The 14,119-nt window shown below is 66.9% G+C and carries 10 protein-coding genes and 2 pseudogenes; 7 read left to right on the top strand and 5 right to left on the bottom strand.

What is annotated here, in order from left to right; genetic code table 11:
* The first annotated feature begins 75 nt into the window (after positions 1-75).
* The 7 genes from LJ725_RS11210 (at position 76) to LJ725_RS11180 (ending at position 9,585) form a co-directional block, all read left to right on the top strand.
* A complete protein-coding gene (locus tag LJ725_RS11210) occupies positions 76-1,959 on the top strand; it encodes a calcium-binding protein (protein ID WP_230550740.1) in 1,884 nt (627 codons plus the stop codon).
* Between the two features lie 145 nt (positions 1,960-2,104).
* Entirely contained in the window at positions 2,105-2,617 is a 513-nt protein-coding gene (locus LJ725_RS11205; protein ID WP_230550739.1) for an NUDIX hydrolase, read from the top strand.
* 31 nt (positions 2,618-2,648) lie between these two features.
* Positions 2,649-4,043, top strand: coding sequence for a sigma-54-dependent transcriptional regulator (locus LJ725_RS11200; RefSeq protein WP_230550738.1), 1,395 nt, complete (start codon positions 2,649-2,651; stop codon positions 4,041-4,043).
* 199 nt (positions 4,044-4,242) lie between these two features.
* Positions 4,243-5,646, top strand: coding sequence for a nucleotide sugar dehydrogenase (locus LJ725_RS11195; RefSeq protein WP_230550737.1), 1,404 nt, complete (start codon positions 4,243-4,245; stop codon positions 5,644-5,646).
* A 26-nt stretch (positions 5,647-5,672) separates the two neighbouring features.
* On the top strand, positions 5,673-6,908 hold the full coding sequence (locus tag LJ725_RS11190) for an HlyD family secretion protein (protein WP_230550736.1): 1,236 nt from the start codon (positions 5,673-5,675) through the stop codon (positions 6,906-6,908).
* Positions 6,909-6,913: 5 nt separating this feature from the next.
* A complete protein-coding gene (locus tag LJ725_RS11185) occupies positions 6,914-8,527 on the top strand; it encodes a glycosyltransferase (protein ID WP_230550735.1) in 1,614 nt (537 codons plus the stop codon).
* Positions 8,524-9,585, top strand: a complete 1,062-nt coding sequence (locus LJ725_RS11180) for an alginate lyase family protein (protein WP_230550734.1) — start codon at positions 8,524-8,526, stop codon at positions 9,583-9,585. Before LJ725_RS11185 ends, LJ725_RS11180 begins: the two co-directional genes overlap by 4 nt.
* Positions 9,586-9,601: 16 nt before the next feature.
* Here the strand turns inward: LJ725_RS11180 and LJ725_RS11175 are convergent, their stop codons facing one another.
* From LJ725_RS11175 to LJ725_RS29310, 5 genes and pseudogenes are all read right to left on the bottom strand, one after another.
* Positions 9,602-11,965 (bottom strand): calcium-binding protein, encoded by a 2,364-nt coding sequence (locus LJ725_RS11175; protein WP_230550733.1) that lies wholly within the window; start codon positions 11,963-11,965, stop codon positions 9,602-9,604.
* Between the two features lie 230 nt (positions 11,966-12,195).
* Positions 12,196-12,920: pseudogene (locus tag LJ725_RS29380) on the bottom strand (DUF3422 family protein).
* 101 nt (positions 12,921-13,021) lie between these two features.
* Positions 13,022-13,432 carry a DUF2177 family protein gene (locus LJ725_RS11160; RefSeq protein WP_230550731.1) on the bottom strand — a complete coding sequence of 137 codons (411 nt, stop codon included), beginning with the start codon at positions 13,430-13,432 and terminating at the stop codon, positions 13,022-13,024.
* Between the two features lie 89 nt (positions 13,433-13,521).
* A complete protein-coding gene (locus LJ725_RS11155; protein ID WP_230550730.1) occupies positions 13,522-13,719 on the bottom strand; it encodes a hypothetical protein in 198 nt (65 codons plus the stop codon).
* A gap of 91 nt (positions 13,720-13,810) precedes the next feature.
* Positions 13,811-14,062: pseudogene (locus LJ725_RS29310) on the bottom strand (hydroxymethylbilane synthase); the annotation flags it as partial.
* Positions 14,063-14,119: the final 57 nt, after the last annotated feature.

Genomic DNA, 14,119 nt, shown 5'->3' with positions numbered 1-14,119 from the left:
CCTGAAATATGTGTGCCTCTCCCGGGGCGAGAAACCGGCACACCTTTGTGAAGAGGTCCAATTTTGTCTGATTCAATGCAGAGTCCGATCGTCGGCACGACGAAGGACGACGTTCTGAAGGGAGGCTCGATCGACGAGCTTTTCCTCGCCCGACAGGGGAACGATACCGTCTATGCCGGCTCCGGCAGCGACGTGGCCTATGGCGGTCGCGGCAACGACGTGCTGTCCGGCCAGTCCGGCAACGACGTCCTGTTCGGCGGCGGATCCGGTCCCTCGGTCGCCCGGCTCGACCGCCTCGTGGTCAGCGAGGCCTACAAGGGCACGGTCACCTTCCAGGGCGAGACCGCCGGCTATCTCAACACGGTGGGATGGTACAAGGTCGTGGACGGCAAGATCGTCGACGTGCAGGTCCTGTGGGCCAATGCCAGCCTCAAGGGCAGCGGCGGCAGCATGTCGGTCGGCGACAGCAAGCCGCTCGACCTGCAGGCCGGCGACCAGCTTGGCTTCTTCGTCGTGTCGAATGGCGCGTCCTTCAACGATTTCTCGAAGCTGACGAACGGTCATTTCGAGTTTCGCGACGGCAAGGGCAATGCGGCGACGCTGCAATCCGTCGATCCGCAGCTCTGGTTCGTCGACAAGGACGGCAAGTCCATCCTGGTCAAGGGTGACGACTATCACAGCGCCGCCTACGGCAAGACGCTTCCCCTGAACAACGATGGCATCCTGCACACGGCCGGCACCGTCGATGCCGCCAAGGGCCTGGTGCATATCGGCTTCGAGGACCTCAAGGGGGGCGGCGATCGCGATTTCGACGATTCGGTGATCACCATCGACATCGGCAAGGCCAACGTCCAGGTCCTGACTGCCCATGGCAAGACGGGTTCGTCGGAGGGCGATTCGCAAGCGGCCGGCAGCGGTCCCAAGCCGTATGTCGACGGTTCGGAGAACGACACGATCTCCGGCGGCGAGGGCAACGACACGATCTACGGGCGTGCGGGCCACGACAAGCTCTACGGCGACAACGGCAACGACACGATCTACGGCGGAAGCGGTGACGATTCGGCCTTCGGCGGATCGGGCAACGACAAGGTCTATGGCGGGTCGGGCAACGACACCCTGTCCGGCGAGGCGGGTGACGACCTCCTGGACGGCGGAACGGGAGACGATGTTCTGATCGGGGGCGCCGGCAACGACAAGCTCGTGGGCGGCTCTGGCAAGGACAAGCTGGTGGGCGATGCCGGCAACGACGAGCTGAGCGGCGGCGCGGATGCCGACACGCTCGACGGCGGCTCGGGCAACGACAGTCTCGACGGCGGCTCCGGTGACGACCGCCTGGTCGGCGGAAGCGGCGACGACAAGCTCGCCGGCGGCGACGGCAGCGACGCGCTGGTCGGCGACGAAGGCAACGACAGCCTGGCCGGCGGCGCGGGCAACGATGCCCTCGAAGGTGGCAACGGCACCGACACGCTGGACGGCGGATCGGGCGACGACAAGCTGGCGGGCGGCGACGCCAACGACAAGCTGACCGGCGGTTCGGGCAACGACGCTCTCGATGGCGGAACCGGCAACGACACGCTGGACGGCGGCGCGGGCCGCGACTGGCTGGCGGGTGGCTCCGGGACCGACGCGCTCAAGGGCGGCAGCGGCGACGACATCCTGATCGGTGGCGCCGGAAAGGATTCGCTTACGGGCGGCGAGGGCAACGACACGTTCGTCTTCCTGGCCACCGACGGCAAGTCATCTGGCGACGTGATCCAGGACTTCGAGGTCGGACGTGACCGCATCGACGTGTCGTCCTACATGCTGGAGCACGGCACGAAGGACATCTCCTTCGTCATGGCCGACAACGGTCTGCATGTTGTGCTCGACACCGGCAAGGGCGGTCATATCGACATTGCCACGCTGAAGGGCTCGCACGACATGCTGGCGCACATCGATCACGACGTCTTCATCATCTGATCCGGTACCGCCCGGCGGCGCTCCTGCGTCGCCGGGCGACTTCCTGAAAGAAACATTCATGCCTAGTGCCCAATCCGCCTGGCGCGTCCTCGATCGCTCCCTCGCCTTCGACGCGGGTCCGCGCCTGTCCGTATGGCGGGAGCGCGTGAGGCTGCCGGACGGTCGCGAGATCGACGACTACTACCAAGTTGCCCTGCCAGACTTCGTCGTACTGGTGGCGGTGACTGCCGACGACTTCGCCGTCATGCTCAAGGGCTACAAGCACGGCGCCGGTCGCGCGTGCCTCACATTTCCGGGAGGCCTGCTCGAGCCGGGTGAAGCTCCCGAGGTCGCGGCGCGCCGGGAGTTGCTCGAGGAAACCGGCTTCGAGTGCGGTGAAATTGCGCCGCTCGGCTCCTTCATCGTCAACGGCAATCAGCGGTGCGCCAAGGCGCACATTTTCTACGGGACGAGCGCCCGCCTGGTCGGCGCCCCGACCGAAACCGACCTCGAGAACGCCAGCCGGCTGCTGCTGCCGTTCGACCAGCTTGCCCTGCATGTCGGCTTCGACGGTTTCAACCTCATGCCGCATGCCACGGCCCTGGGGCTTGCCTTCATGCATCGGTCCCGGCTGGCGGCGGCCGGGGACCGTCTGGTCAGTTGCGATGCTTTGGACTAACTAGGAAGGAGAAACAGGGGAAGGGAGCCCCATGCTGAATGCGCGTGGTCGGGTGCTGATCGTAGAGGATGCCCCGGCCCTGGCGGAGACTTACGCCGAGTATCTCAAGACCGAAAACTGCAGCGTCGACATACTAGGCACCGGCAAACAGGCGCTTGCCGCCGTCACGGTGCTTCCTCCCGACGTCCTCGTGCTGGACGTGAACCTCCCGGACATGAACGGCATAGACCTGCTGCGTGAGATTCGCAGTCGCAGTCTGCCCATCGAAGTCGTGATCGTGACCGGCCAGGCTTCGGTGCGGCTCGCCGTGGAATCGATGAAGGAAGGCGCACTCGACTTCCTGACGAAGCCGTTCAGCGCCGACCGCCTGCGGGTCACCGTCCGGAACGCCCTGGAGCGCCGCAAGCTCGAATCGCAGGTTGCCGCCATCCAGGAGGAGACCGGCCGGGACCGGTTCTGCGGCTTCATCGGCCAGTCGATGGCCATGCAGTCGATCTACCGGATCGTGCAGAATGCAGCGGCCAGCAAGGCGACCGTGTTCGTGACGGGCGAGAGCGGGACGGGCAAGGAACTCTGCGCCGACGCGTTGCACAAGCTGAGCCGCCGGCGGGAGAAGCCGTTCGTCGCCATCAACTGTGCCGCCATCCCGCGCGACCTGCTGGAAAGCGAAGTCTTCGGACACGCCAAGGGGGCGTTCACCGGCGCCACGGCCGACCGCGCCGGTGCGGCGCTGCAGGCCAACGGTGGCACGCTGTTCCTCGACGAGATCTGCGAGATGGATCTCGGCCTGCAGGCGAAGATGCTGCGTTTCCTGCAGACGGGAACGGTGCAGCGCGTCGGCGAGGACAAGCCGCGGGTGGCCGATGTCCGGATCGTTTGCGCCACCAACCGCGACCCCCAGTCGGAAGTCGCCGCCGGCCGCTTCCGCGAGGACCTGTTCTATCGGTTGAACGTGATTCCGGTCGATCTCCCGCCGTTGCGCGAGCGGGACCATGACGTGCTGCTGATTGCGCGCCATTTCCTGCGGCAGTTCGCGGTCGAGGACGCAAAGAAGTTCACCGGCTTTTCGCCGGCCGTCGAGGCGGCCCTGCTGGCCTATGCCTGGCCCGGAAACGTACGCGAACTCCAGAACACGGTGCGCAACATCGTGGTGCTGAACGAGGGGACGACGGTGGAGTTCGACATGTTGCCGCGGGCCTTCCAGCTCGGCGTCGGTGGCGCGGCGGGGGCGGCCGCTCGACCGATCGCAATGCCGGCCGCTGAATCGACGACGATCCTCGAACCGCTGGACACGGTCGTGCGACGGACCATCGAGCGGGCGATCGCACAGTGCGACGGCAACATTCCGAAGGCCGCGGCGGCGCTGCAGGTCAGCCCTTCGACCATCTACCGTCGCATACAGGCCTGGCAGGCCGAGCAGGCCTGATCGGCCGGGCGGTCATTCGCAACCTGCAAAGCGCGATGCGCAGCCGGCTCGGCGCAATTTGCAAATCGCAACGCACCGCGCCCGCAGCGATTCTCTCAACTCATTGAAATAGCGTCGTTTTCTCCAATTGGCACGGTTGGCACGTGTCTTGGGAAGGGATTGGCACACGCCAATTCCGGCTGCCCTTGGAGAAAACGCCATGCTTTACGAGACCCGCACATTCACCGCCGCCAACCCCGCCCTGTCGCTGGCCGACGAGCCGATCGCGCTGCCGGCCATTTCGGTCGTCGGCCTCGGCTACGTCGGCGCCGTCTCGGTCGCCTGCTTCGCGCAGCTTGGCCATCGCGTGGTCGGCATCGACCTCGACCTCGGCAAGGTCGAGCAGATCGCTGCCGGCGCTTCGCCGATCGTCGAGGCGGGCCTGGGCGAGGCGCTGACCGACGGTGTCGCGGGCGAACTGATCACGGCGCACAACAACGTGCTCGACGGCGTGCTCGAGACCGACCTGACCTTCGTCTGCGTCGGAACGCCGAGCCGCGCCGACGGCACGGTCGACCTGTCGGCCCTCAAGGCGGTCGCGGGCGAGATCGGCAGCGCCCTGGCGCTGAAGAGCGAGTATCACCTGGTCGTCGTGCGCAGCACCATTCCGGCCGGCACCACCCGCAATGTCGTTCTTGCGGAGATCGAGCGCGTGTCGGGCAAGCGTTGCGGCACCGACTTCGGCCTGTGCTTCCACCCCGAGTTCCTGCGCGAGGGCGTCGCCATCGCCGACTTCTACGCCCCGCCCAAGACGGTGATCGGCGAGTACGACCAGCGCAGCGGCGAAATGCTCGCCCGTGTCTATCGCTCCATCGAGGCGCCGCTCCTGCGCACCTCGATCGAGGCGGCCGAAATGGTGAAGTACGTCGACAACACCTGGCATGCCGTGAAGGTCGCCTTCGCCAACGAGATCGGCAAGATCTGCCAGTCAGCCGACGTCGACAGCCACAAGGTCATGGACATCTTCGTCCAGGACCGGAAGCTCAACCTCTCTCCCTACTACCTCAAGCCCGGCTTCGCCTTTGGTGGCTCGTGCCTGCCCAAGGACGTGCGGGCCATCACCGGCCTCGCCCATGCCAACGGCGTCGAGGTTCCCCTGATCGACAGCCTTCTGCGGTCGAACGATTCGCATATCGATCACGCCTTCCGCCTGATCGCCGAAGCCGGCGCCAAGCGGATCGGTCTCCTGGGCGTGACGTTCAAGGACGGTACCGACGACCTGCGCGAAAGCCCGCAGATCGACCTGCTGGGTCGCCTGATCGATGCCGGCTACAAGGTGCTGGCGCACGATCGAAATGTGAATACGGCGGGCGTCCGTCTCGCCAGCGGATATCTCAAGGCGGCGAGCCCGTCGACCCGCGTGGCCCTGCAGGCTCTGCCGGATCTGCTGACCGACACGGCTGAAGAGCTGATCGGCGGCTGCGACGTGATCGTCGTGTCGCACGGCACGCAGGACTTCATCGCGGCGCTCGAGGCCCGTCATCCGGAAAGCACCGTGATCGACCTGGTCCGCCTGCCGACGTCCCTGCGGGCCCAGCCGGGCTATCGCGGGGTCTGCTGGTAGTCGGCAGGACCCCGGGGATCGCCATCATGTCAAAGCCCGCTGCCAACGTACGCAGCCTGGCCCGTCGCGTGACGATGGGCCTGCTGTGGGCTGCCGCCGGGGGGGCCGCCATCGTCTATGGCGGTGCCCTGGTGTACGCCAACGTCGTCCGACTCGAAGTCGACTCAGCGGTCATCGCGGGCGCCGTTGAACCGATCCGCGCGCCTTCCGACGGCGTGATGCTCGGGGTCGGCATGAAGCCCGGCAGCGTGGTGACCAACGGCAGCCGGCTGGCCAAGATCCAGGACCCCGAGGTCGAGCGCCAGGTCTCGCTCGCGAGCGTCCAGCTCGAGCGGGCACGGCACGCGCTACGGCAGCAGGAGGCGGAACTCGCGTCCGAGAAGGCCAAGCGGGACGACACGTTGATCGTCACGCAGGCCGAGCTGCGGGCGATCCAGGCCGACATCGCTTCCCTGGAGGACCAGGTCGCCACGGCGAAGCTGCGCGTCGACCGCTTTAGCGAGCTGTTCTCGCAGGGGTTCGCAGCGCGTCACAAGCTGGAAGACCAGACCAACCAGCTCGCGATCCTCAACGCGCAGCTCACGCGCGCGCGGATCGTCGAGGAACAGCGCCGCGCGCTGGTCGCTTCGGCCGAGGCGGGACGCTTCTTCGACGGCAACCGGGTGACCGGCCGACTGGCCGAGCTGGAGGCTTCGGTGCAGCGCGCCCGCAGCGAGATCGACGTGGCGACGGAGGAACTGCGCGTCTGGCAGGAGCGCCGCGCGGCGGCGGTCGTCACCGCGACCGGCGATGGCCGGATCATGCGAGTGCTGCATGGCGAGGGCAGCGCCGTGCGCGCCGGCGATACCGTCGCCGTCTACGAGCGCAACGGGGAGCGCACCATCAACGCCTTCCTGACCCAGAGCGAGGTTCTGCGCGTCGGCGTCGGCGACGCCGCCACCATCTACATTCCGGCGCTGCGCGTGCGGCTCGCCGCGCATGTCGTCTCAATCGACCGGGCCGCCGGCTTCCTCGACGATGTCGAGAGCCGCTACACTTGGCGCCAGGCGCGGGACAGCGGCGTGCGCCAGGGTGACCTCGACCGTACGGCGCGCGTCGCCCTGCGTCTTGACAACGACGAGAGCGAGCGGCTCCGCCGCGAGCTCGAGCCCGGCACGCCGGCCGTCGTTTCCTTCCAGCGCCGCTCTCTCGACACCGTGCTCGGCGATTTCAGCACGGCCGAGCATCGGCATGCGCGGCCGCCTGCGGAGAAGCGGCTGTGAGCGCGATGGCCAAGGCTCCCCCCACACCCGGCGTGATCCAGTTCGCCGACATGGTGCCCCAGCCCGGCTTCTGGGCGAAGTGGAACCCGGCCGTGCTGTTCGGACTCCTGAGCTACGTGGCGATCTGCGTGATCCTGCTGCTGAGCGTCCCCAACACGCTGTGGGATCCGGTCGCGCGGCACGTCACCATCGTGATCGGCGGCCTCGGCCTATGGCGCTTCGGCTGGTGGACGACCCACGTGGTGCGCGCCTGGATCTATGCCTTCGTGCGCTATCCCGCGCTGCGCCGCCTCGCCGACGAATCCTGGCAGTCCGGACAACGGCCGCGCCGGGTCCATTTCATGATGACGACGTTCCGCGAGAGAACGGAGATCACTCATGCCGTGGTCGACAGTATCCTGCGCGAACTCCGGGCCACCGGCCTGCCGGGCACGATCTGGCTGGGCTCCGGAGACGAGAGCGACGAGATCGTGATCGCGGACTTCCTGGCCGAGCATGGCCGCGACGTCGAAGTGCGCTTCGAGATCGCCCGCCAGACCAAGCCGGGGAAGCGCTATGGCATCGGCGCCTCCCTGCGCGCCATGGCCAAAGGCCGCGAGCGGGGTGAGGTTCTTGAGGACGACGTCGTCGTCTTCATGGATGGCGATTCGATCATCGGCGACGGCATGCTCGCGAAGTGCGCGTCGCTGTTCGTTGCCGACCCCACGCTCGAGGCGATGACCACCGACGAGGAGGTCATCTGCTTCGGTCCGCGCTGGATCCAGCTGTGGCTCACCATGCGCTTCGCCCAGCGTCGCATTGCCATGCAGAGCCATGCGCTCGCGGGCAAGGTCCTGACCCTCACGGGCCGTCTCTCGCTGTATCGCGTCAACCATGTCATCCGGCCGGAATTCTACGAGCTGGTCGAGGAGGATCATCTCGAACACTGGCTGTGGGGTCGCTTCCGCTTTCTGTCGGGCGACGACAAGACCACCTGGTACTACATGCTGCGGGCCGGCGCGAAGATGATGTACGTGCCCGACTCCATCGCCTACACGGTCGAGCATATCGAGGGTTCCGGCTACGAGCGCATGGTGCAGAACCTGCGGCGCTGGTCGGGCAACATGCTGCGGAACGGTGCGCGCGCCATCGCGCTCGGACCGCGTCGCACCGGCTTCTTCATCTGGTGGTGCATCGTCGACCAGCGGATCGCCATGTGGACCATGCTGGTCAGCCCGATCCTCGGCCTCATGGGCGCGGTGCTGGTGTCGCCAGCCTATCTCGCCACCTACTTCATCTGGATCGCCATCACGCGGCTGTGGCAGGCGTTCGTTCTGTTCGGCTATTCGCGCGAGATCCATCTCGTCTATCCGCTGCTGCTCTACGTCAACCAGTTCGTGAATGCGGCGGTGAAGGTCTACTGCCTGTTCCGGCTGTCCAAGCAGCGCTGGACCAACCGGGGCGACCAGAAGGCCGGCTTCGGCGGCGGCTTGGCCGACCGGGTGCGGAATGCAGTCGCTTTCTACCTCACCAGCGTGGCCATGGCGGGCCTCGTGCTGACGATCGTGAGCTATGCCGGCGTCCTGCGCCTGCCCAGCCTCTACACCCTTCATGAACTCAGGCTGACGGTGCTGCCATGAGGCGCGTCATCCTCATCGCTCTGCTGATCCTGATCGCCTCGCCTGCACTCGGTCAGTCGACGGCCTACAAGGCTTGCCGTCCTCCCGCGGGCCACGGCGAGCCGGCGCCGATCGTCGCGATCCAGGGGCCGGCCCACCACGGCACCGACCGGGCGATCGAACCCTTCTCGTTGCTGCAGATGGAAGCGGCGGCGGCATGGCGCGGACGGCACGACGAATCCGCCGCCGGCCGCGGCGTGGAAGCGCTCGTGCACTGGGCACGCGCCGGAGCGCTCCGGGAGGTCGTCGACGCAGGTCCTGCCGCCAGCAACACCAACTCGATCTATTCCCTGCGTCGCGCCCTGATTGCGATCCTGGGCTCATGGATGGAACTGCGCACGTCGCCGGAGGGCAAAGTCCACCGGGCGGAGATCGAACGCTGGCTCGGCGACCTCGTCGCCCTCCAGGACGTGCCGACCGGAGGAGAGAAGAGCCGCGCGAAGGCAAAGGCGGTCAGCAACTACAACAACCATGCTCTTCTGAGGGCGACCGTCGCGGCGCAATGGGCGACCCTGACGGGCAGTCGCGAACTCGCCGACAAGGCGGCGCAAACCGCCGTGGCAACGATCGACGGGATGCGTGCCGATGGCGGGCTGCCGCTGGAGATGGCGCGCGGCTCGCGCGCCTTGTGGTACCAGCGTCATGCCATCGCGTCCCTGGTCTATCTGGCGGACCTGCTGCAACCGTTCGGCGTGGACCTGTGGCTGCCGCGGGCGGACGGCGTGGACCTGCATCGCGCGATCGCGTTTCTCCTGGACGGCATCGAACAGCCCGAACTCCTGCCGGCCGTGACCGACGGCGAAGTCGGCAGTTCGCAGGATTTCAGCTTTCTGGTCCGTCGCGGCAATGGCCGTCACTACATGGCCTGGGCCGAGCTTTATCGCGCGCGGTTTCCCGAACGCGACGAGGCGCGGCGCCTTGCCGCCCTGTTGCCGCAGATCAGCGAGCCAGGCTGGCCCATGCTGGACGACTATGTCGGCGGCAACACCACCTGCCGCGTCCTGACCAACGACCGCTGAAAGGACCCGCGGCGTCCTATGTGAACAGGATGTCGCCCATAGCCACGGCATCGGCGCCGATGACGGCGATGGCGAGGTCCGTAGAGGCATTGAACTGGCCCGGTGTTTTCTCGACGTACACGCTCGTCGAGGTTCCGTCCGACTGGATCAGGACATGCGACGCGTCGGTGGCGAGGGCCCGGAAATCGAGTTTGCTCACCCCGGAGACGAAATCACCGATCGTGTCGTAGCCGGTCGCGAGATTGCTGTCGGCATAGGCCGAGAAGACGAAGACGTCGACACCGCCGCGGCCCCAGAGTGCATCCGCGCCGCCGCCGCCCGCGATCCGGTTGGCGCCTCCGTCGCCGGCGAGTATGTCGGCGTTCGAACTGCCCGTGAGATTTTCGATCGAGTTCATCTGGTCGACCAGCGTGCCGCCGACATAGCCCGCCTGTACCGCGAGGTCCGCATAGACCGCGCCGCCGGTGCCGGCATAGGAGGCGGTGTCGCTGCCCGATCCGCCCCACAACTGGTTGGTGGCACCCACGGGCGCGGCGCCGCCGATCAGCGAGTCGTCGCCGTCCTGTCCGTAGAGATAGTCGATACCAGAGCCGCCCCGCAGCACATTGGCGGAAGCGTCGCCGACCAGCGTGTTGGTTCCGGAGCCGCCGGTCAGGTTCTCGATGGAGTTCATGGTGTCGGCCAGCGCGCCGTCGACCAGTCCGGCCTGCAGCGCGATGTCGGCATAGACGGTGCCCGTGATGCCGGCATACGAAGCCGTGTCGCTGCCTTCGCCGCCCCACAGCTGGTTCGGCGCGGCGCCCGGGCCGCCCCCGCTCAGCCTGTCGTCGCCGGCCTGGCCATAGAGATAGTCCGTCCCGTCGCCACCGGAGAGGGCGTCGTTGCCCTGCCCCCCGATCAGCGTGTCGTCATGGGAGGAACCCGAAAGGTCGTCGTCGTGCGACGTCCCGACCACCGTGACCTGCGACGTGGCCTCCGCCGCATCGACATGCAGGAGGATCGGAGAAACGAACCGGGTCGACAGGTCCAGAACGCCGCCAACGTCGCGCAGGAACAGATGAAAGTCCGTGCTTCCGGCCGGCGCGACGATCCGGGAGAACTGCCCGAGCTGGGCGACGGAGGCGTGCAGGTTCGTCTCCGAGGCATTGAGCGCCTCGACCGTATCGAGGGTCAGGCCGGCGCTGAGCCGGTCGTCGATGGCATTGACCGTGTCGTAGCCGTCGCCGCCGCTGATCAGCCCCGTCTGGCTGGCGCGGATGCTGAACGAATCGTCACCGCCCAAACCGTAGAGCTGATCCAGACCGCCGCCCGGTCCCGCGAAGTCGTCGCGGCCCGCCGTGCCGGTGAGATTGTCGGCCGCGACGGTCAGGACGAAATCGGTCGAGGTCCAGTAGAACGCATCCAGGGAGGCCGACAGGACTTGGCGGGCCGTACCGACCAGGATGCCGGCGACTTCGTCGAAGATCTGCGGATCGTCGCTTCCCCAATTGATGTTGAAGCTGAAGGTGAGCGGCACCCACGGCCGTCCCGGATCCGTCGTCGGCATCTCCATCTGCCCGGACACCGTGATGCAGCCGAAATCGTTCCAGGTGATGCTTCCTCCCTTGCCGTAGGAGGCGAGGTTTTCGGGAACGATCAGGTGGAGGGCGTCGGCCATCGCCGAGATGCGCTTGAACTCCGCCAGCGCCGCGGGCGTGAAGAAGCTCGAGTCCTGCAGTGCCGTCTGATACCAGCGCACCATGTCGGCGGCGGAGGCCATCATGGACTGCACGCCGTTGATCGCATCCTGCGGATTGGGCGGGTTCTCGACGAGGCTCTTGAGCGTGTCCCAGTCGACGTTCTTGTCCTCTCCGGAGGCGAGATAGGTGAACAGGCGACGCGTCGATTCGGGGATCTGCACCGACGACAGCCCGACCTCCTCGATCAGCTGCCGCACTCGGTCGGCGCCCACGGCCGCCAGGATCGAGTCCGTCGCGGTATTGTCGCTGTGGCTGATCATCGCCTCGAGGACGTTGCGCACCAGCGTCTGGCCCTGCAGGACCAGATCGGGGTAGGGCTGGCCGGCCAGCGTCTCGTCGCCGAACACCGTGCTGCTGATCGACCGGATGGAATCGTCGATGATGGCGAGTGAGGATTCCGACAGGCCACTGCGCAGATACTCGGCCAGCATGAAGGTCTTGACCGCGCTGCCGACGAACACGGCCTGGTCGGGCAGGGCGCCGGCTTCCCAGATCTGATTGTCGACGGAGGTGCCTGCCACGATCTCGCACGTGGCGGTGTAGGTGAGGCCGTGCGTGGAAAAGTACTGACCGAGATCGGTCAGATAATCCTGGATTGCGTTCTGAACTGCCGCCGGCGCCGGACCCGAACTTGTAGCCAACGCTACCTCCCGAAGTGACTGCTCCAGCGGGAATAGAACAGACAATTCATGGAGCGACTACATCTTCGTCGGCAGGTCCATGCCGATGCCTGGGCCGGGCAGCAGTGCCGGACGGTGGAGGGCGCATCGACGATGTAGGGGCGACAGGACCTCGGCGATCCGCGGTTTCGAAGATTTCTGATAGTCGTGACGATATGCTCCAGCGGTCAATTCCAGGCTGGCCCGCCTCGTCAGGAATGCTGGTGCATCACGAGCCGATGAACGCGGCGCAGGCCGCGCGCAACGAGGACGGCAACGACAGGGATGCTGATGCCAACGGTGAGGTCGGCATCGATCTTGAGGCCCAGGCGGCTGCGGACTTCGCCCCGTAGGCGACCTGGCCGACGATGTAGTAGGTGACGGCGGCCACCGAGAGCCCCTCGACGGTGGATTGCAGCCGCAGCTGGATGTCGGCGCGCCGGTTCACGGTCTGCAGGACGGCCTGCTTCTGGAGCTCGCGCGTCAGCGCGACGGTCGTCGACCAGGATGCGGCTGAAGCCGTCGGCGTGGATACGGAAGTCGGTACAGGCGAACGCGGCGCCGCCGGCGACTTCGCAGCCCGCCAGCAGGTTGCCCTCGAACATCGCCGTCGCGATTTCTCCGTGAGGCCGGTTGCGGAGATTGCGCGTCAGGAGGGCATGGGTCGCCAGCATGACCGATCCCGGCAGGGTCCGAGCCAGTCGGCGTCGACCAGCGACAGGGCCGGAGGTTCATCCCACGGCGCGTCGGGGACGTTGGACGCCGCGATGAAAGTGTAGCGCACGAATTCGGAATGGCGCTCCCAGACCAGGCGCAGTGTGCCGAGATCGACGCTGAAATGGTTGCCGGTGGGCGGCGGCACCGACGATCCGAAGCGGGCGTGGAGCGCTGCAGCACACGCCCGCTCTTCGTCGCGGGCCGACGGCGGGAAAAGGATGGCGAGTTAGGACAGCCGGGTGGGGCCGTACAGCGACTCCGCGGGCCGGGCATGGATTTCGTCGTTGAGCGCCAGCCCGGCGGGATGGTCGGCGGGCCGGGTCATGCGGCACCCGTTGCGATCATGCGCGCGGCCAGGAAACCTGCGACCGAGGCGATCGACGTGAAGATCACGCCACAGGTGATGTCGAGTGCCATCAGGTTGCCGGGCCAGCGGCGGAGCGTTGCAGCATTGGTGAGGTCGTATGTCGCGTAGGCACACAGGCCAAAGACGGCGCCCAGACCTGCCACCTGGTGCCAGCCGCCGCTGTCGATGGCCGATCGCACGACCAGCAACAGCACGCCCCCCGCGTGTATCAGGTAGAAGAGAGCGGCCGGCAGCAGGCGGGGTGTTTCGGCCAGCACGTCCCGCAGCTCACGACGATACAGCTTCATGACCACGAGGCCGTTCCACGTGAGATTGAGGGCGATGAAGACCGACAGGGTGGCGAGATAGGCGGCGAAAAGTTGCATGATTGTGCGATGCACCCGGCGGTGCTTCCCCCTGTCGTGCGGGAAGATACGTGCCGAGCCGTCCGTTAGATCAGTCCCCGGGAGATAGTCTAATGCAAGACCCGTTCGAGAGCGGTCGCATCGTCGATCTGATCCGGCTCCGGATGGTTGTTGAAGCCGCGATGCTCGTGCTCCACCACCGCCGCACCGGCCGTGGCTTGCCGGCGCACATGCAGCGAACCGTCCGATGCAACGACCGGGTGCCCCGCGATCGGCGTGCGGCCCGGGCCGTCGAGCACGGCCAGCAATTCGCATGCTCTGTGGCGACCGCGATGCCGGTCGGCTGGTGATCGATGGCGGCGAGCAGGCCGCGTGTCCTGGTGTCGAGACGCGGCATTCGATGCAGACGGCGCGCTGGCCGACCGCCGGCAGCATCTCGTCCTCCGGGATCGGGATACCGACATGACCGAGGCCCAGCCGCTTCAGGCCGGCGAGCGCGAGCAGCGTCGCCTCGACCTCAACGCGCTCGCGCTTGGCCAGGCGCGTGTCGACATTGCCGCGCAGCGTGACGACCTGCAGATCGGGGCGGCGACGCAGGAGCTGGGCGCGCCGGCGCAGCGCGGAGGTGCCGACGATCGCCCCCCGCCGCAGGTCGGTGACGCGTCCGCCGATACCATTCCGGCAAGCGTTCTATGCTCTCTGATGACC

Source organism: Reyranella aquatilis (assembly GCF_020880995.1).
Lineage (GTDB): Bacteria > Pseudomonadota > Alphaproteobacteria > Reyranellales > Reyranellaceae > Reyranella > Reyranella aquatilis.
Note: the sequence above shows the minus strand (reverse complement) of the source record. Positions and strands in the feature narration are given on the sequence as shown.